17 protein-coding genes are annotated in these 18215 nt (G+C 59.2%); 5 read left to right on the top strand and 12 right to left on the bottom strand.

The window, feature by feature from the left end:
• The first annotated feature begins 6 nt into the window (after positions 1-6).
• The 5 genes from ACO05M_RS06400 to ACO05M_RS06420 all read left to right on the top strand — a co-directional run bounded on the left by ACO05M_RS06400 (position 7) and on the right by ACO05M_RS06420 (position 5239).
• A complete protein-coding gene (locus ACO05M_RS06400) occupies positions 7-1428 on the top strand; it encodes a cbb3-type cytochrome c oxidase subunit I (RefSeq protein WP_421869059.1) in 1422 nt (473 codons plus the stop codon).
• 236 nt (positions 1429-1664) lie between these two features.
• Entirely contained in the window at positions 1665-3503 is a 1839-nt protein-coding gene (locus ACO05M_RS06405) for a nitric oxide reductase activation protein NorD (RefSeq protein ID WP_421869062.1), read from the top strand.
• A gap of 17 nt (positions 3504-3520) precedes the next feature.
• On the top strand, positions 3521-4303 hold the full coding sequence (locus ACO05M_RS06410; protein ID WP_421869065.1) for a CbbQ/NirQ/NorQ/GpvN family protein: 783 nt from the start codon (positions 3521-3523) through the stop codon (positions 4301-4303).
• Between the two features lie 13 nt (positions 4304-4316).
• Positions 4317-4925: a cytochrome c oxidase subunit 3 family protein gene (locus ACO05M_RS06415; protein WP_207802575.1), complete on the top strand. Its 609-nt coding sequence runs from the start codon at positions 4317-4319 to the stop codon at positions 4923-4925.
• A 14-nt stretch (positions 4926-4939) separates the two neighbouring features.
• A complete protein-coding gene (locus ACO05M_RS06420) occupies positions 4940-5239 on the top strand; it encodes a cytochrome C oxidase subunit IV family protein (RefSeq protein ID WP_421869068.1) in 300 nt (99 codons plus the stop codon).
• 52 nt (positions 5240-5291) lie between these two features.
• On the opposite strand, the gene ACO05M_RS06425 is transcribed toward ACO05M_RS06420, so the two are convergent.
• From ACO05M_RS06425 to ACO05M_RS06480, 12 genes are all read right to left on the bottom strand, one after another.
• Complete coding sequence (locus ACO05M_RS06425) at positions 5292-5561, bottom strand: SemiSWEET transporter (RefSeq protein ID WP_421869071.1); 270 nt, start codon at positions 5559-5561, stop codon at positions 5292-5294.
• Positions 5562-5569: 8 nt separating this feature from the next.
• Entirely contained in the window at positions 5570-6007 is a 438-nt protein-coding gene (locus ACO05M_RS06430) for an EamA family transporter (RefSeq protein WP_421869074.1), read from the bottom strand.
• A complete protein-coding gene (locus ACO05M_RS06435) occupies positions 6004-6927 on the bottom strand; it encodes a LysR family transcriptional regulator (protein ID WP_421869077.1) in 924 nt (307 codons plus the stop codon). Before ACO05M_RS06435 ends, ACO05M_RS06430 begins: the two co-directional genes overlap by 4 nt.
• A gap of 9 nt (positions 6928-6936) precedes the next feature.
• Entirely contained in the window at positions 6937-8688 is a 1752-nt protein-coding gene (locus ACO05M_RS06440) for an ABC transporter ATP-binding protein (RefSeq protein ID WP_421869080.1), read from the bottom strand.
• Positions 8685-9935: an ABC transporter permease gene (locus tag ACO05M_RS06445; protein WP_421869083.1), complete on the bottom strand. Its 1251-nt coding sequence runs from the start codon at positions 9933-9935 to the stop codon at positions 8685-8687. Before ACO05M_RS06445 ends, ACO05M_RS06440 begins: the two co-directional genes overlap by 4 nt.
• Positions 9932-11119: an ABC transporter permease gene (locus ACO05M_RS06450; RefSeq protein ID WP_421869086.1), complete on the bottom strand. Its 1188-nt coding sequence runs from the start codon at positions 11117-11119 to the stop codon at positions 9932-9934. Before ACO05M_RS06450 ends, ACO05M_RS06445 begins: the two co-directional genes overlap by 4 nt.
• Before the next feature lie 178 nt (positions 11120-11297).
• Positions 11298-13370 (bottom strand): ABC transporter substrate-binding protein, encoded by a 2073-nt coding sequence (locus ACO05M_RS06455; protein ID WP_421869088.1) that lies wholly within the window; start codon positions 13368-13370, stop codon positions 11298-11300.
• Between the two features lie 2 nt (positions 13371-13372).
• Positions 13373-14092 (bottom strand): HAD family hydrolase, encoded by a 720-nt coding sequence (locus tag ACO05M_RS06460; RefSeq protein ID WP_421869090.1) that lies wholly within the window; start codon positions 14090-14092, stop codon positions 13373-13375.
• Positions 14073-14915 carry an alkaline phosphatase family protein gene (locus ACO05M_RS06465; RefSeq protein WP_421869093.1) on the bottom strand — a complete coding sequence of 281 codons (843 nt, stop codon included), beginning with the start codon at positions 14913-14915 and terminating at the stop codon, positions 14073-14075. The genes ACO05M_RS06460 and ACO05M_RS06465 overlap by 20 nt, the downstream gene beginning before the upstream one ends.
• A gap of 207 nt (positions 14916-15122) precedes the next feature.
• Positions 15123-16004, bottom strand: coding sequence for a hypothetical protein (locus ACO05M_RS06470; protein WP_421869096.1), 882 nt, complete (start codon positions 16002-16004; stop codon positions 15123-15125).
• 101 nt (positions 16005-16105) lie between these two features.
• The gene (gene phnX, locus ACO05M_RS06475) at positions 16106-16936 is read right to left on the bottom strand and encodes a phosphonoacetaldehyde hydrolase (protein ID WP_421869099.1); all 831 of its coding nucleotides are present in this window, start codon (positions 16934-16936) and stop codon (positions 16106-16108) included.
• A 74-nt stretch (positions 16937-17010) separates the two neighbouring features.
• Positions 17011-18129, bottom strand: a complete 1119-nt coding sequence (locus ACO05M_RS06480; protein ID WP_421869102.1) for a 2-aminoethylphosphonate--pyruvate transaminase — start codon at positions 18127-18129, stop codon at positions 17011-17013.
• Positions 18130-18215: the final 86 nt, after the last annotated feature.

An 18215-nucleotide genomic window follows, 5' to 3' on the forward strand; every position in this document is an offset into this window, starting at 1 on the left:
CTAACGATGAAATTTGAATCACAAGCGGTAGCGAAGCCGTACTTTATCTTCGCGCTGGCGCTGTTCGCCGGACAGATCCTGTTCGGCCTGATCATCGGCCTTCAATACATCATTGGGGACTTCCTGTTCCCGTACATCCCGTTCAACGTAGCGCGGATGGTTCACACCAACCTACTGATCGTCTGGTTGCTCTTCGGCTTTATGGGTGCCACCTACTACCTGGTACCGGAAGAAGCTGACACCGAGCTGCACAGCCCCTGGCTGGCTAAGGCGCTGTTCTGGATCTTCGCGGCTGCCGGTACTGCTACTGTACTGGGCTACCTGCTGGTTCCGTACGCGACTCTGGCAGAACTGACCATGAACGATCTGCTGCCGACCATGGGACGTGAGTTCCTTGAGCAGCCGACCATTACCAAGATTGGTATCGTGATCGTTGCCCTGGGCTTCATCTATAACGTCGGTATGACCATCCTCAAGGGTCGTAAGACCGTTGTTAACATGGTTCTGATCACTGGTCTGATCGGCCTGGCGGTATTCTTCCTGTTCTCCTTCTACAATCCGCACAACCTGGTACTGGACAAGTACTTCTGGTGGTGGGTTGTTCACCTGTGGGTAGAAGGTGTTTGGGAACTGATCATGGGCGCGATCCTGGCGTTCACCCTGATCAAGGTTACCGGTGTTGACCGTGAAGTTATCGAGAAGTGGCTGTACATCATCATTGCCATGGCGCTGATCTCCGGCATCATCGGTACTGGTCACCACTACTACTGGATTGGCCCGGGCGAGTACTGGCTGTGGCTGGGCTCCATCTTCTCCGCGATCGAGCCGGTTCCGTTCTTCATGATGACTGTGTTTGCCTTCCGTATGGTGCGTCAGCGTCGTATCGAGCACGGTAACAAGATTGCTACTACCTGGGCAGTTGGTACTGCGGTAATGGCCTTCCTGGGTGCTGGTGTATGGGGCTTCATCCACACTCTGGCTCCGGTGAACTTCTTCACCCACGGTTCTCAGGTCACTGCGGCTCACGGCCACCTGGCGTTCTTCGGCGCTTACGCGATGATTGTCATGACCATCATCTCCTACTCCATGCCGATCATGCGCGGCCGTCCTCAGGGTAACCCTGAGTCTGCCCAGAAACTGGAGCGTATGGCCTTCTGGATGATGGTTATCAGCATGCTGGGTATCACCCTGACTCTGACTGCCGCTGGTGCTTACCAGGTTGCTCTGCAGCGTCTCCCGGATGATGCCAACGCGCTGGCCTTCATGGCGACCCAGGACAAGCTGATGCCGTTCTACTGGACTCGTCTGGTCTTCGGTCTGGTCTTCCTGGCTGGCCTGGTAACCTACTTTGCTAGCTTCTTCGCAGGCAGCAAGGAAGAAGTTGCGGCTTCTGAGAAGCCGGAAAGCTGCTGCGGTAGCTGCAGCTAAGAGTTCGTCTCTGGGCATGTAACTCACCGATCTGTCCCTCCGCAAGGAGTTTAGCAACCCCCCGCTAGGACAGATCGGCCACAAGCCCGACTTTATCAGGCAGATGAACGTCCTGTCTGATGCTTAGGGGGCTATCCAGCCCCCTCTTTTTCCCGCCGGTTCCCGAACTTCTGGTTCCAGAGGCGGTCGGAAAAAGCCCACCCCCTTTCTCCATTTACCGAGGTACTAGGTGAAATATGGAAGAATTCGTAGGTGAAATCTGGCACAAGCTGATTTCTCGCCAGGCCAATACCGACTTCGCTAACGCCGCCGTGCAGCTCGATCCGCTGCAATCGCAACTGGCCACCTACTACCGTGCTTTGGGTGGCGCGCCGGGGGTTAGCATCGATGGTGCCGACGAGCGTGTCATTCGTACCCATCGACGTTTTGCCCAGAAGCTGGCCGGCAGCCACCTGCGTTTCGCCGTTGCCTGGCAGGACGATCGCAGTCTGCGCCTGCCGGTCAAGCTGGCCTTCTTTGAAGATCCCGAACTCAACCTGGAACTCTATTACTGGCTGACGGCGATGGCGGCTCGGTTGCCGCGTATGCGTCACTGGCTCAAGGACAACCAGCGGGCCACGCTGGAGTTGTTCGAGCACCGTCCCAAGCTGCAGCAGTCCTACCAGCGTCTGGCCGAGGCCTGCATTGCGCTGCGCCCGGATCCGAGCACCCTGAAAGATTCGCTGGGTGAGCGGGAGCGTTTGCTGCAACAGGCGATTCTGCAGCCGGGTACCGTGGACGAACTACCGGGCGCCAAGGGCGCACCGAACCCGATTCCGTTGTGGATCTATCCGCCCCCCTGGCAGGACCTGATGGTCGAAACCGAGGATGACCTGGATGATCAGGGTGAAGGTAGCCCACAGGAGCAACCGACCGTTGAAGGCTCGCGTAAACAGGCCAAACGTTTCGACGACTCCAAGCAGACCGACGGTCTGATGGTGTTCAAGCTCGAAGCCCTGTTCACCTGGGCCGAGTCGGTCGATCTGGACCGTCCCCAGGAGGAAAACCTCGACGAAGACCTGGAAGGGGCCGCCGAGGATCTGGATATCATTACGCTGTCGAAGAAGCGCCGGGCCGGTTCCTCCAATATCAAGTTCGACCTGGACCTGCCGGCACCGCAGAACGATGACCTGCCGCTGGGTGATGGCATGAAACTGCCGGAGTGGGATTACCGCAAGCAGATCATGCTGGACGACTACTGCCTGCTGCAGCCGATGCTGAACGATGAGGCGATGCCGGAACCGATTCCAGAGGAGTTGCGGGCCCAGGCTAAGATTTTGCGCAACCGTTTCAGCCAGTTGCGGCCGAACAAGACCTGGCAGCGCAAGCAGCCCTACGGTGATGAGATCGACATGGATGCCTGGCTGGAGCACCTGACCCAGATCCAGAACACCCGTCAGTCGCCGCGGCACCAGAATTTCTACAAGCACCGCAACGACCCCCAGCGTGAGCTGGCCTGTCTGTTGCTGTCCGACCTGTCATTGTCGACCGAGGCCAACCTCAACGACGACAAGAAAGTGATCGACATGATTCGCGAGACCATGGTGCTGTTCGCGGAGGCGCTGTCCGGCAGTGGCGACCCGTTTGCGATCTACGGTTTCTCGTCGATCAAGAACAAACAGGTCCGTTACCAGATGTTGAAGAACTTCAACGAGCCCTACGGTGATGAGGCCCGTGGGCGAATTCTGGCGGTTAAACCCGGTTTTTACACCCGGATCGGCGCGGCGATTCGTCAGTCGACCGAAATCCTTAAAATGCAAAAGGCGCAGCAGCGATTGATGCTGATTCTGTCCGACGGCAAGCCCAATGATATCGATCGTTACGAAGGTCGTTATGGTATCGAGGATACCCGCCGCGCAATTCAGGAAGCCAAATTGGCGGGACTGCAACCTTTCTGTGTCACCATCGACGAACAGGGTAATGATTACCTGCCGTACCTGTTCGGTGACCAGGGCTACGCGGTGATTAATGACGTCAACCGCCTGCCGCAGATGCTGCCCAAACTTTATCTCAACCTGACCGGTCTGGCTGGTTAGGCGACTTTACGAGGTTAATGATGAACTCAAGCGTATTGAATTATCTGCCCCAGGGCCGCGAGGTCGAGATCTTCACCCACGCGGCGAACAACAAGCTGCCGGTGCTGATCAAGGGCCCGACCGGTTGTGGTAAGACCCGCTTTGTCGAGCATATGGCGCAGCAGCTGGATCGCCGGGTTTACACGGTCTCCTGTCACGACGACCTGACCGCGTCCGACCTGGTCGGCCGTCACCTGATCGGTGCCGACGGAACCTACTGGCAGGATGGTCCGCTGACCCGAGCGGTACGTGAAGGGGGCATCTGCTACCTGGATGAAGTGGTCGAAGCGCGCAAGGACACCACCGTGGTACTGCACCCGCTGTCGGATCACCGTCGAATTCTACCGATCGAACGGACCGGCGAGCTGATCGAGGCGCACCCGGACTTCATGCTGGTAATCTCCTACAACCCCGGCTATCAGAACCTGATGAAGGGCCTCAAGCCCAGTACCCGCCAGCGCTTCGTGGCGTTGAGCTTCGAGTATCCGAGTCCGGAGCAGGAAGTGGTGATCGTCTGCCAGGAGTCAGGCCTGGACAAGCAGACCGTGCAGCAGCTGGTGAAGCTGGGTAACGACCTGCGTCGCTTGAAAGATCATGATCTGGAAGAGGCGGCGTCTACCCGTCTGCTGATCTACACTGCGATGATGATCCGCTCCGGCCTGCCGGCTGCCGAGGCCTGTCGCGTCTGTCTGGCGCAACCGCTCAGTGACGATACCGAAACACTGGCAGCGCTGGAAAAACTGATCGCCGGTCACTTCTGAAGGGACTCTTAGCATGAGTAATGCGGTAAACGTTGATCCCGGTCCGGTCGACGCGGCTCCGGATCAGACCCAGGAGGCGCCGGCCAATATGGCGGTGTGGGTCCTGATCTGGGCCGAACTTACCGAATTCGCGCTGTTCTTTATCGTCTTCGTGATCGTACGCAGCCACGAGCAGGAGCTGTTTTCTAACGGACCGACACTGCTCAACACCACAGCCGGGGTGCTCAACACCATCCTGCTGCTGACCAGCAGTTATTTCGTCGCCCGGGCGATGGCGGCGATCCGGGTCAACAAGGTCAAGACCAGCATCCGCTGGATGTACGGCACCATCGGCTGTGGCCTGGGTTACTGTGCGGTCAAGGCCTGGGAGTACCACTGGAACCACGAGCAGGGGCTCGATTCGCGCACCGACCTGTTCTACACCATCTACTACTATCTGACCTTCAACCACCTGCTGCACGTATTGGTGGGAATGGTCGCGATCGGCTGGGCCTGTCTGCGGGCTCACTGGGGACACTTCACCGCCGAGAGTCATGAAGGCTACGAAGGCGCGGCCTGCTATTGGCATATGATCGATCTGGTTTGGATCATCATCTTCCCACTGCTGTACGTGATGCGCTGATCGGGGGATAACGGATGAATCTGGCAAGCAAACCCTATGTAAAACTGCTGACCTGGGTCTGGTGGGCGCTGGTGGCGATGACGTTGATTTCAGCCCTGGTGGCCGAATCGATCGATCCCACCGCCAGCGTGGTATTGGCGATCTCGGTGGTGATTGCGATCAAAGGACGCCTGGTGGTCGACTGGCTGATGGGAATGAAGTCAGCACCGATGGTGTTCCGGCAGCTGATGCTGGCCTATTTCTACGTGGTGCCGCTATTGATCGCGTTGGCGCTGATCTTCCCCGATACCCTGCAACGACTGACCACTCTCTGATCCTTCGTTAAGCGCTGTTGGCGCACTCTTATCGATAAGGGGTTGGGTCGGCCTAATCCTTGGCCCGGAACCAACGATTCCTGATTACCAGCCCCAGAATGGTGCCGGCCAACGCCAGCGTGACACCGTTGGCCAGCAGGATTGGCAGATCTTGCTGAAGCCATCCGTAGCCAAACCAGAGCGCCACCCCAAGGGTAAAAATGGCGTACATGCCCACCGAAATTCCCTCGGTCTCCCCGGTTCTCAGGCTATGCATCACCTGGGGAATAAAGGCGAGAGTGGTACAGCAAGCGGCGGCGATGCCCAGTAGCGTCTTTTCCATCGGCGTTGCTAGGCGCGATTACCCAGTGAAAACAGCACCACTGTCACCAGCGAGCTGCCGAACGCCAGCCAGTGGTAGCCGTTGAAATTCTCTTTGAACAGAAAAACCCCGACCAGCAGCGACGTGGTGATGATCGACAGCACCGCGTAGAGAATGTAGTTGGAGGCACCGTAGTGGCTGTAGAGCAGGTTGAATCCCAGGTAGGTGAGAAACAGGCCGACTCCGCTGAGCAGCGCCCAGTGGCCATTCTGGCGCAGTGCCAGGGCGTAGTTGGTGGGGCCGATCATCGGAGCGGCCAGCAGGGTCAGCAGTACGCAGACCAGCGCGGCCAGCGCGATAAAGCTGAAGCTGTTATCCAGCATCACGGCCTTTTTCTGGCCGGCAGCGAACAGAGCGTTACCGAGTGCGGCGATCAGGGCGAAAGCCAGCGGACCGAGAAGGTTCATACAGCGACCTCAAACTTGGGAGTGGACAGGGGTTCAGAGGGAAGTGACGAGCAGCGATTCTCCAGCGCCAGCTGGACGAACTCGCGGATACCGGGAACGTCGGTACGGGGCTTGAGCCAGACCAGGTGTTCGACCACCGGCTCGGTCGCCTCCATCACCGGAATCTTGCGGTAACGGGGGTCGGAACGGATATCGTTGGACAGTGCGAAGCCGATACCCAGGCCGTAGACGACCGCCTCGCACATGTCGTAGCGGGCATCCATCCAGACCCGTGCGTTGGGCTGTAACCGGGCTTGCGCAAACGCCCGATCGACCAGCCCCTGGGTACAGCAATCCTTCTTACGGAACACCAGCGGGTGTTCGATCAGCTGATGCACGCTCAGTTCGGATTCCAGCGCCAGCGGGTGATTGATCGGTACCACCGCGTGGAGGCGGTGGGTATCGAAGTCAATCTTGGAGACACCGGGTTCCGCTTCGGGCATCGGGAACAGGCCGATATCCGCCTCGCGGTTCAATACCAGCGAACGGCACTCATCTGTGGTGCTGGAGTTGATCGTCAGGGTCGCCTCCGGATAGCGCTGATTAAACTCGGCTACCAGTGGCATAAACAGCAGTGGCGACGCGGTGACGACTTTGAGCTGATAGCGCCCTTCGTCGGGTTGCGGCTGCGACAGGGTCGAGATCGCCTCTTCCAGGTCGGCATACTGGCTGGTGATTCGATGCAGCTTATGGCCGAACGCCGTGGGGCGGACTCCGCGGCTGAATCGTTCCAGCAGCGGCCGCTCGAAGCGCGATTCCAGCTTGCGGATCTGGGCGGTGATCGCCGGCTGACTGACCCCTAGTTCATCGGCGGCACTGGAAAAGCTGCCGCGCTTGAGGGTCGCATTGAAGGCGCGGATTTCGGCCAGGGACAGGTCCATAGTCATACCTTAACGGGTCGCCATTTCCACCGCGGGGGTGAACCGGTTGATCGGTGGTGCCGGGATGCGATCGATCGGCGTTGGAATAAGCGGTGCCTTCTCGATAGCGGGTGGGGACAGGAGCGGAATCGAGGCGATCAGCTTCTGGGTATAGGGCTGCTGCGGTTGCAGGAAAATCTGGCGTACCGTGCCCTGTTCCACCAGCTCACCATGCTTCATCACACAGACCCAGTCGCACAGGTTGGCGATCACGCTGAGGTCGTGAGAGATAAACAGAATGGTCAAACCCAGTTCGTCCCGCAGCTCTTTCAGCAGTTTAAGAATCTCTGCCTGGATCGAGACATCCAGTGCGGCAACCGACTCATCCGCGACAATGAACTTCGGTTTGCAGACCAGTGCGCGGGCGATGCTGATCCGCTGACGCTGGCCTCCGGAGAAGGCATGGGGAAAGCGACGCAGGTGTTCAACCTCGATATGGCAACGTTTGGCCACCTCGATCACCCGGGCATCGGTCTCTTCACGGGTCTTGGTGATCTTCATCGCTTCCAAGGGTTCGGCGATGATATCGCGCACCGTCATCCGCGGATTCAGCGAGCCGTAGGGGTCCTGGAACACCAGCTGAGCGGTCTTTGCCAGCCGCTTGCGTTTGATCGCCTTGCCTGCGCCGAACTTTACTTTCTTCTTGGTGTGGTGGTAATGCACCCGGCCGGTGCTGATCGGTGCCGCACCCAGCATCGCCTTACCCAGCGATGTCTTGCCGGAGCCGCTTTCGCCCACCAGACCGATAATCTGCCCCTCGGGCAGATCCAGGCTGATATTCTTCACCGCGGTGAAATACTCGGTCTTGCGACCCTTACCCGCCAGCGGGTAGGTGATCGACAGATCTTTGATGGACAGCAACGGGGCGGGGGTTTTCTTCGGGGCTTCCGGTAGGTCATCCAGATGGGGTAGGGCATCCAGCAAACGCCTGGTGTAGCTGTGCTCGGGTTGGAACAGTACCCGATCGGCCGAGCCGGCTTCGACCACCTGACCCTTTTTCATTACCGTCACGTTATCGGCAATCTTCGACACCACCCCCAGATCGTGGGTGATAAAGATCATCGCCATGCCCATCTGCTCGCGCAGTTCCAGCATCAGATCCAGCACCTGGGCCTGAATGGTCACATCCAGGGCGGTGGTCGGCTCATCGGCGATCAGTAGTTTCGGCTTAGTCGACAACGCCATCGCGATCATCGCCCGCTGACGCATCCCGCCGGACAGCTCGAACACATACTGGTCGAAGCGTTGCTCCGGATTAACGATGCCGACCCGCTCGAACAGCTCGATCCCGGCGCGGCGGGCCTGATCTTTGGAGTAGCCCAGGTGGATCTGCATGGTCTGGATCATCTGGTCGCTGATCCGGATCGCCGGAGCAAAACTGGCCATCGGCTCCTGGAAGATCATCGAGACCTGGTCACCGCGCACGGTGCGCAGATCACGGCCGCGCAGCTTGAGAATATTGATATCCTGATCCCGGTGCCGCAGGCTGATCTGGCTGGGGTGCTGAATCACCGCATTACCCGGCGTCAGACGCATAATGCTCTTGGCGGTAACCGACTTGCCGGAACCACTCTCACCCACCAGTCCCATCACCTCACCGGGACGCACCGACAGGCTGACATTATCCACCGCCCGCACCAGCCCTTCGTCGGTGTTGAAATCGATGGTCAGATCGCGGATCTCCAGCAGCTTAGAGTCCAGTCCATTTGCCATATGCATCATTTCTTCTCCGAGTAAGGATCAGCCGCATCACGCAGGGCATCTCCGACAAACACAAACGCCATAATCAGGAACACAAACACCGCCACCGGGAAGAACTGCCACAGCATGTTCTGCTGGATGTCCGGGTCCTGTGCTTTTTGCAGCAGCACGCCGAGGCTGTTGACCGGTTCGGTCAGGCCCAGCCCCAGGAAGCTCAACGAGGTTTCCGCCAGAATCACGTAGGGGAAGTTGATCAGCGTATCGACGATGATGTAGCTGCCGAAGCTCGGCACCAGATGACGCCAGATAACTCGCCAGGTACTGGATCCGCAGAGTTGCGCGGCCAGCACATAGTCCTGATTACGTTCGGTCAGGATATGGGTTCGCAACCGACGTCCCAGGGTGGCAAAGTCCAGTGCGCCGATCACCACCGCGATGGCGAAGTAGCGCTGAATCGGGGTCAGATCCATCTCCGCCAGCGCCACCGCGCAGGCCAGATAGATCGGAATTGCGGGGATGACCCGAATCGCTTCGGTGATGCTCATCAGCACGGCATCGACCTTGCCGCCGAAGTAACCGCTGACGCCGCCCACCAGCAGTGAGGAGAACAGTTTCACGATCAGCGCGACGATGGCGATACTCACCGTTACCCAGATGGCGTGCAGCGTGCGGCTGAACACATCCTTACCGTCTTCATCGGTACCCATGATATGGATCTGGCCCTGTTCAACACCGAACAGGTGGCGGTCCCAGCGGATATCCAGATCCAGGCCGGCGACGCTCAGATCGATCAGGCTGTATTCCCAGCCTTTGACAAAGAACTGAATATAGCGGCGCTGCTCTTTGTTGATGATGTACTTGTTTTGATTAGAGGCGCTCAGGGCGCCGCTTGAGGTCAGCGCATCCAATGCATCCAGCCCGCCGCCGGCCAGCGCCTTCAAATCGATACGCGCCTTTTCCTTGCTGTAGGTGTAGGTAAACGGGTGCAGTGAGAAACCGTTGTCGTCCCAGAAGTAAAACGCCTGGGGCGCCCCGCGACGGTAGTCGGGGTCGGCACCGGCGATGGTTGGGTCGACGGGGGAGAAGAACGGGGCAAAAAAGCCCATCATCACCAATGCCCCGAGAATCCAGGCTGCCACCACACCGGAAGTCTTGCTCTTGAAACGAGCCTTGATCAGCGCCAGCTGACCGGCGGTATAGTAGGACTCATCATTCTGTGACTTCGATTGACGCCCGAAGCCGAAGCGCGCTAACAATGCGTTCATCATCCGTTCCCCAGAACACTTTTACGGACTCGCGGATCAATCGCGGCCAGGATCACATCGGTAAAGAAGTTCATCGAAATCACCACCAGGGCCACCAGGAATAGGATCGCGGCAGCAAGCTCCTGATCGTTGGTCATCGACAACGCCTCAATCAGTAAGGCGGCGGCATCGGTCAGACCGATCACCACGGCAACGATGGGCAGGTCATTGAACACCCGGGTGTAGTCAAAGCCGATGGAGTTGACCAACGGGCTGATGGAATGGCGCACCGGGTAACCGGCCCACAGTGACACCCCGTCCACGCCCCGGGCACGGGCTGCGTCGACATACAGCTTGTTGGACTCATCGACGATCAGCGCGCGGACCGTCTGCAGTTGCAGGGCAGTGGCGGACCAGCCGATGACGAAGATCGGTAACCAGATATGGCCGATAAAGTCATCCAGCTTGCCCCAGGAAAAGCCGTTGTCGCCGAACCAAGGCACGTTTCGCCACTCATCCGAATACAGCCCCGTCGGCATCGGTTCGCCGGCGAAGACGTAGAGCAGAATGATGCTCAAGGCCAATAGGAAGTTCGGCAGTGCCAGTCCCAGGTAGCTGATCATTCGCAACAGCAGATCGAGCACTTTCTGAATGCTCATGCCGACACTGTTGATCAGACGCTCCGCCCGGGTGTGCTGCGGGTTTTTGTCGGTCCAGGTCTTGTTGATCGTGAACGCTGACAGAATGCCGAACGGCACGGCGATCAGGTAGGAGAACAGCAGCGCTGCCATACAGAACATAAAGCTCATCCAGAAGCGCTCACCCAGCGCCAGGTTGACCGACTGACGCTTGGAGCAGCTGAAGCCCATATCGCCGCGCAGGGTCAGATCGGTAACCCAGTTCACCCAGCGTACCGACAGGGGTTGATCCAGCCCCATTCGGGCCCGCTCGGCATCGATGTCCGCCTGGGTGATGGTCTCGCCTTGGGTGTTCTTGTAGGCGATATATTTTTCAGCACAGTCACCCGGCAGGACTTCCATCAGGCCGAAGACGATGCCGCTGACCAGTAACAGCGTCAGCAACGCCAGACTGAAACGGTTGAAGACATAGTTGAAGTACTGGCTGTCTCGCCCCAGCCAGAACAACATCCCGCCGACTGAGAGCAGAACCCACAGCAGCCAGGTGCTCGCAAAAAATTCAGTAACCACATTCAACTCCGAGGGCTAAATTTGTAAGGAACCTACGAACAAGTCCTTTAACCCATCTCCACTCGGCGCTTAGCTCAAGTAACAATGGATTAACGGACTTTCAGAAAAACTCGGCACAGGGATCGAGCGTAGAAAAGGGAGGAGCAACCGCTCCTCCCTTTTCGAGCTGATGCCATGATCAGTTCTTGGCAATACCTTCCTTGCCGATAAACCACTGAGTCGGCATGTACGGATACATGCGGTAGAACTCGTAAGAGGAGGTTTTCGGCAGTTCGAAGTTACCCAGCTGGTTGCTGTAGTAGACCGGAGATACCGCTTTAACCGTGCCGATGATGAACAGGTCATCAACAACCCGCTTGGCGATCTCCAGGCCGAGCTTGTTGGACGCTTCAGAACCGGCTTTCAGGGTCACGAAGCGGTCGGTCAGCTTCTTCATCTCGTAAACGGTCTGCGGCGGCTTAACGCCTTCCTTGCCTTCAGAGTCCAGGTACTGAGCCCACTGCAGGCCGGTACGCAGGTCGAAGAAGCTGCCGTAAGGCGGGACCAGGGTTTCGATGTTGGATGCGATCGTGGCCAGCGGGCGACCGGAACTCCAGTTCACCACGCTGTAATCGTTGGCTGACTGGGTGTTGCGGTACTCGTCGGAGGTCACCTCTTTGATGACGGTCTTGACGCCGGCGTCGGTCCAGCCTTTGGCGACAATTTCAGCCACTTCGGTGGAGACACCCTGGGTGGTGAAGTTGATGGTCAGCTCGAACTTCTTGCCGGAAGGCAGATCGCGCAGGCCGTCACCGTTCTTATCCACCACACCGGCTTTGTCCAGCAGTTTGGCGGCCAGTTTCGGATCGTACTGGGTGTAGGCGGTCTTCAGCTCTTCGGTGATGAACGGGGTGGTGTCGGCATCAAACGCGGTGTACTGAGTCGGCTTGCCCAGTCCGAAGAACGCAATCTCGTTGATCTGATCACGGTTGATCGCTACCGACATCGCACGACGGAAGTTAACGTCGTTGAATACCGCACGCTTTTCCTGGTCCTTATCGGTCAGGTTAAAGGCGAAGCTCATCATTGAGATCGTCGGACGCAGGGCAACTTCGTACTGGCCCTGGTCTTTGTTTTCCAGCAGAACCGGCGCCTGAGGCAGGTTAACCGCCTGGGCCTTATAGGTCACTTCACCGGCAATCATCTTGGCGGTCTGAATGTCCTCATCACCGATATAAACTTCTTTGATCTCGCTGATGTAAGGCAGCTGGTTACCGGCGGTATCAACCTGGAAGAAGTAGGGGTTGGCGACCAGGCGACGGCCCTCCAGGGACTCTTCAACCACCAGGTGAGATTCCAGCGTCGGCGCGATGGCGGTGAAGCCCGCTTTCACCAGACGCTCAGATGCCGTGGCATCCTTCAGCAGCGGCGTCGGGATGTCTTTCCAGTCGGATTGACCGTAGTAGAAGTTAACCACGTCGTAACCGCTTTCGAAGCCCAGCGACTTGGCCAACTTGTCAGCGTCTTGGTTGAATTCCGGGTGGAACTTGGACAGCAGGTGCTTGGGCTGGAACGGCTGGGCGTAATCCTGCGCGAAGTTATCCAGGAAGCCCGGTGCCGGCTCGTTCATGCTGAACTGAACGGTGGTCGCATCCAGGGCTTCAACCTTGACGCCTTTGCCGGCGGACAGGAAGCGCTCTTTCGGCTTCTCGATAACGTTCTTATCCATCACCAGGTTGTTGTACCAAAACGCCACATCTTCGGCGGTAAAGTCTTGCCCGTCAGACCATTTATGGCCCTTACGCAGCATCACTTTCAGTACCGTGAAATCATCGTTCCACTCCCAGGACTTCGCCACGTTGGGTACCACGGTGGACAGATCGTCGCTGAAGCGAACCAGGTTCACGTGGCGCACGGCCAGCAGGTCCGAGGTGCCTGATTCCGTCGCTTTGGAGATACCGCTGAGGACGCCGCCGTAAACCCCGATGGTCTTATAGGGTGCAATAACCAGAGGCTCCTGCGGCAGACGCTTGGCCAGCGGCATCAGTTCCGGGTTACCCGCGATACGACCATTGAGCGCTTCGATGGCCGGATTCTGGGAGAAATCCAGCGCGCAGTTGTACTGCTTTTCGAATTCGCTCTTTTCGAACAGGTGCGGATAGGCGCCACCGGCGTCCGGACCGGCAACAACGGGGCAGGCTGCCAGTGCGGTCTGCGCGGATAACGCAGAGGCCAGAACGGCTGCGGCGCTAAGGATCAGTTTGTTCGACATCTTCAGGTTCCTGTGTAGGTGGAAAGTTGGGGTACAACGGCTGAGGCTTGCTTGGGTTGTTGCAATTGGGTCCAGTCGAGCACCGCCCAGCCGCGCTGGCAGGCCAGTTCGGCCAGCAGGGGGTCGGGATTGGTGGCGACCGGATGATCGACCAGCTCCATCAGGGGCCGGTCATTGATGGAATCGCTGTAGAAGGTGGCGCCGGCCAGGGACTCTCCCTGTTGGCTGATCCATTGCTGCAGACGCTGCACCTTGCCTTCTCGGTAACTGGGAATGCCGCGGATGCGACCGTCGTAGCGCTGCTGGTCGGTCTGCTCCAGGTCGATCGCCAGCACATCATCGACGCCCAGATCCTGGGCCACGGCGCGGACGATAAATTCGGCCGAGGCGGAGATAATCAGGATCCGGTCACCGGCGCGACGGTGCTCCATCAGGGTGCTTAGCGCCTGGGGGTAGATCCGTGGACGGATCCAGCGTTCGACGAAGGCCGGCATCAGCGCGTCGACCTGGGTGACGCTGAGACCGGCCAGCGGTGCCAGCAGGAACTCGATATAGTCCGCCATCGACAGCCGCTGGTGATGGTAGTCGTCCATCAGTTCGCGCTCGCGTTGGATGAAATCGTTACCTTCGACCAAACCGGTTCGTTGCAGGTATTCGCAGAAACGCGACGAGCAATCGCCGCTGACCAGGGTTTCGTCCAGATCAAAGATGGCCAGCGGCATAACGCACCTCGAATTCACGTAACATGCCTTCGGTGACCGGCTTGCCGTGCTGCTCTAGTCCCAGCAGCTCACAGACCAGGCCGCAGAGTTCGATCTGACGGGGCGCACAGCCGGCGTCATGGCTGAAGCCCTCGCCCAGGACAAACAGCGGCACTTCGCGCTCTTCCGGCAAGATGCCGCCGTGGCTGCGGTCGTCGTTCATGCCATGGTCGGCGGTGATCAGTACCTGGTAACCGGCTTCGATCCAGCCCGGCAGGTGGTGTGACAGAGCGGCGTCGGCGTGACGGGCGCTGTTGCGATAGCGGGCACTGTCCAGCCCATCGCGGTGGCCGGCGTCATCGATATTCATCGGATGAACCAGCAGGAAATCCGGATCGTAGCGACGGCGCAGCCACTCGGCGTCCAGGAACAGGTGATCGTCCGGATAGTGATCCTGGTGATAGAAACAGCCGTGTTGAATATTGAGGCTGGTGTCGTCGGTGAACCGATCCCGAACCGCATCGTAAGGCGTTCGGTTATAGAGTTCGCTGACCCAGTGGTAGGCCGCGGCGGCGGTGGTCAGTCCGGCCTGGCGGGCCAGGCTGAAGACGCTGCTCTGGTTGCTGTTGCGGGTGATCTGGTTATGAACGATGCCGTTCTGAATCGGGGTTGTACCGGTCAGGATGGTCTCGTACAGGGGCCGTGACATCGACGGCAGTTCGCATTCGAGCTTGTAGAGGGTGGCGCTTCCCTGAGCCTTGAGGGCCTGCAGAAAGCCCATGCACTGTTCGGCGGTTTGGTAACCGAGACCGTCCAGCACCACCAGAATCACTTTATCGGACATGACAACCTACTGTTTCCAGGCTGCCCGATCCGATCAGTGCCGGGCACGCCTTGACTTGATAGCTGCCAAGGTTAGGGAAGCACTGTGAAACAATTGGTACCGATCAAAGATATTTTGATGACAGTCGCGGGATTAAGGTTTGCCCTATAAGCCGGGGTTATGGCTTGTCATTGAAGTGTTGTTTTTGAGCCTTGGCGGGGCTGGGGCTCAAAGGGCCACCATCAACAACCCGGCAAGCATCAACAGCAGCCCGGTCAGGCGCGGGCGACTCAGCGGCTCACCGAGCCAGAAGACGCCGATCAGCACCCCGATCGGTATGCTGGCCTGGCGTAGCGCCACCACGTAGCTGACCTCGTCCACCAGCGTCATGCTGGTCAGGATCAGCAGGTAGGTACCGATCACAAAGCTACCGGCCAACCAGATCATCCGGGGCTGTGTCGGTGTCAGGGGTTGCCGCAGCAGCAGGTGGATGATCGGCACCAGCCACAGCAGGCAGCAACCGGCCTGCAGGACCACGAAGCTGCTACCGGCTTCAAAGGCGCTCAGACCCACCCGGTTGAGGTGCTGTACCGCGGCGCTGTCGGTGAGGGAATAACCGGCGGTGGAGGCGGCCGCCAATAGCACCCAGCCGATGGCCGGGGTGCAGTAGTGCTGTAGCCTGAGTTCACGCCAGCGTGCCAGCGGCAGGCCGAGGGCGCCGCCGGCGATCATCAGCATCCCCAAACCGTCGCCGGTATCGAGTCGGGTCTGGCCATAGATCAGCAGCACCGCCAAGGGCACCAGTAAGACCGGCAGAGCCCGGGCCAGCGGGTAGACCAGTCCGAGATTACCGTGGCGGTAAGCCTGCGCCAGTCCGGTCAGATACAGTGCCTGGAACAGGCCTGACAGCAGTAGCAGCCCCCAGAATTCGGGGTTCAGTTGTGGCAGGTAGGGCAGCACCGAGATCGCCAGCGGTGAGAAGATCAGCATTCCCGCCGCCATCGCCCAGGCGTAAAAGGCGACACTTTGGGCGCTTTTTTTGCCGATCAGGTTCCAGCTGGCATGCAGAACGGCGGAGGCCAGGATCAGTAGCAGGGTGGAGGTGGTCATGGGCCGGAACCGGCGGTTAATCGAAAAGCATAAAAGGGGCCTGGCCCGGTTGTTTACCGGACAGGGCCCCTTCGCGTCGCGTCAGCTCAGTTGAGCTTGACTCAGGGCTGCTCGCCGGCAGCCAGGCGTAGCTCGATATCTTCGATCACTTCCGGCAGGTCGGCGACCGAGTCGATTACGTAGTGGGCACCGGCGCGGCGGAAGCGTTCACTGGCCTGTTCGCGCAGACGGTCCTGTTCGGCGGCGGGCAGGGCCTGCCAGTCGGCCAGCTCCATCCCCACTTCGTTGCCGGAAACGGCGATACCGACGGTCCACAGACCGGCGTTGAGGCCCTCATCGATGCCCGGCAGGGTGTCGTCCACCTTGACGCAGGCGTGCAGGTTTTCCACTTCCAGCTCGATCAGGTTCTTCAGAGTCATGTGCGGGAACGGACGACCTCGGGGGACGTCGGTGGCGGCGACGATGCTCTGGGGGCGGTAGCCCTCGTCGGCGGCGCGGGCCACCAGGCCTTCGATCATATCCTGGCTGTAGCCGGTGTTGCCGCCGACCTTGATGCCGCGCTCGACCAGGTAGTCGAAGGTTTCACGGGCACCGGGGATCAAGCCGGCGCGCTTGTCGATCGCTTCGACCTGAATCGGGATGAATTCCTGGTACAGACGGTCGATGTCGGCCTCGGTGGGCTCGCTGCCGTGCAGCTCGGTCCAGGCCTGACGGATGCGGGGCATCGCCAGCAGCTGGCTGATGTGCTCGCGCTTCTCGGTGCCCATCGGGCCGCGGGCCTCGGTGTGGGTGATCGGTACGCCGTTGCGCTCGAACAGCATGCAGAAACCGTCGATCGGGGCGATCGAACCGTAGTCGACCACGGTGCCGGCCCAGTCAAAGACCACTGCCTGTACCGGACCGGTGTAGAAACGCTTGTAAGTAAATGCCATCGGTTTTTCCTTTGATTAATGTCAGTTTAATTCGGGTTGGTTGATGCGTTGTTGTCGCTGTCGTCGGGATTCCTTTAAGCGACGGCCTGATCCATCGGGATCTCCATCCTGTTCAGAACCTGATCCATCACCTGCAGCAACTCGTCGATCTGGGGATCGAACAGCTTGCCGATGCAGCCGATGCGGAAGCTGTCGGCTTCGGTCAGCTTGCCCGGGTAGATGATGTAGCCCTGCGCCTTGAGCAGATCGTAGAAGCGCTTGAACTCGAAATTAGGGTGCTGTGGGGCCAGGAAGGTGACGATGATCGGTGACAGCCACTGGTCTTCGAGCAGGGTGGCGAAGCCGCGGGCCCGCATGCCGGCGACCAGGCGGTCGCGGTTGCGCTGGTAACGGGCCAGTCGTCCCGTGCTGCCGCCCTCGTCGGCGTGTTCGTCCAGGGCCTTCAGAAAAGCTGCCACGCAGTGGGTCGGCGGGGTGAAGCGCCACTGGCCGGTGCGCTGCATATATTGCCACTGTTCGTACAGGTCCAGGCTTAGCGAGTGGGCCTGGCCCTTGGCCGCCGCCAGAGCGTCGTTCTGGATCAGTGCAAAGCCGAAGCCGGGCACCCCTTCGAAGCATTTGTTGGCCGATGACACTAGAGCATCGAACGGCAGGGTTTGGGCATCGATCGGCAGGGCGCCGAACGCACTCATCGAATCGATAATCAGACGGCGTCCGGCGCGGGCTACCACCTCGGCAATCTGCTCGACGGGGTTGAGAATACCGGAACTGGTCTCGCAGTGGACCACAGCCACATGGGTGATCGCCGGATCGTCGGCCAGGATTGATTCAACCTCGTGGGGCAGCGGCGGCAGGTAGTCGCCCTTGTCGAGGCTGCAGTAGCGACGGCCGATGTAGTCGCAGATTTTGGCCATCCGCTGTCCGTAGGCGCCGTTCATCAGGATCAACAGCTTGCCGTCGGTGGGAACCAGCGTGGCCAGGGTCGCCTCGACCGCGTAGGTGCCGCTGCCCTGCAGCGGGATGCATTGGTGGCTGGCTTCGGCGTTGGCTTCGACCAGCAGGCGTCGGCAGACCTCGCCGGTGACGGCATTGAAGTCGGCATCCCAGGATCCCCAGTCGTGCAGCATCGCCTGCTTGACGGTCAGGGAGGTGGTGATCGGTCCGGGCGTTAATAGGTAAGGGTCGCGGTTCATGGCTCGTGTTCCTGAAGCTTGATTGCACTATAGGACAAAACATTAAATCTGGTATATACCAGTTTACCGGTCCGATTGGAGCCACA

It is taken from the genome of Motiliproteus sp., assembly GCF_965230735.1.
Classification (GTDB): domain Bacteria; phylum Pseudomonadota; class Gammaproteobacteria; order Pseudomonadales; family Balneatricaceae; genus Motiliproteus.

What these genes read in the sequence shown, in the direction of transcription:
- ACO05M_RS06400 (WP_421869059.1), top strand. Translation starts at nt 7, where the DNA reads ATGAAATTTGAATCACAAGCGGTAGCGAAGCCGTACTTTATCTTCGCG.
- ACO05M_RS06445 (WP_421869083.1), bottom strand. Translation starts at nt 9,935, where the DNA reads ATGATGAACGCATTGTTAGCGCGCTTCGGCTTCGGGCGTCAATCGAAG.
- ACO05M_RS06465 (WP_421869093.1), bottom strand. Translation starts at nt 14,915, where the DNA reads ATGTCCGATAAAGTGATTCTGGTGGTGCTGGACGGTCTCGGTTACCAA.
- ACO05M_RS06410 (WP_421869065.1), top strand. Translation starts at nt 3,521, where the DNA reads ATGATGAACTCAAGCGTATTGAATTATCTGCCCCAGGGCCGCGAGGTC.
- ACO05M_RS06470 (WP_421869096.1), bottom strand. Translation starts at nt 16,004, where the DNA reads ATGACCACCTCCACCCTGCTACTGATCCTGGCCTCCGCCGTTCTGCAT.
- ACO05M_RS06425 (WP_421869071.1), bottom strand. Translation starts at nt 5,561, where the DNA reads ATGGAAAAGACGCTACTGGGCATCGCCGCCGCTTGCTGTACCACTCTC.
- phnX (WP_421869099.1), bottom strand. Translation starts at nt 16,936, where the DNA reads ATGGCATTTACTTACAAGCGTTTCTACACCGGTCCGGTACAGGCAGTG.
- ACO05M_RS06460 (WP_421869090.1), bottom strand. Translation starts at nt 14,092, where the DNA reads ATGCCGCTGGCCATCTTTGATCTGGACGAAACCCTGGTCAGCGGCGAT.
- ACO05M_RS06430 (WP_421869074.1), bottom strand. Translation starts at nt 6,007, where the DNA reads ATGAACCTTCTCGGTCCGCTGGCTTTCGCCCTGATCGCCGCACTCGGT.
- ACO05M_RS06480 (WP_421869102.1), bottom strand. Translation starts at nt 18,129, where the DNA reads ATGAACCGCGACCCTTACCTATTAACGCCCGGACCGATCACCACCTCC.
- ACO05M_RS06455 (WP_421869088.1), bottom strand. Translation starts at nt 13,370, where the DNA reads ATGTCGAACAAACTGATCCTTAGCGCCGCAGCCGTTCTGGCCTCTGCG.
- ACO05M_RS06415 (WP_207802575.1), top strand. Translation starts at nt 4,317, where the DNA reads ATGAGTAATGCGGTAAACGTTGATCCCGGTCCGGTCGACGCGGCTCCG.
- ACO05M_RS06420 (WP_421869068.1), top strand. Translation starts at nt 4,940, where the DNA reads ATGAATCTGGCAAGCAAACCCTATGTAAAACTGCTGACCTGGGTCTGG.
- ACO05M_RS06405 (WP_421869062.1), top strand. Translation starts at nt 1,665, where the DNA reads ATGGAAGAATTCGTAGGTGAAATCTGGCACAAGCTGATTTCTCGCCAG.
- ACO05M_RS06435 (WP_421869077.1), bottom strand. Translation starts at nt 6,927, where the DNA reads ATGGACCTGTCCCTGGCCGAAATCCGCGCCTTCAATGCGACCCTCAAG.
- ACO05M_RS06440 (WP_421869080.1), bottom strand. Translation starts at nt 8,688, where the DNA reads ATGATGCATATGGCAAATGGACTGGACTCTAAGCTGCTGGAGATCCGC.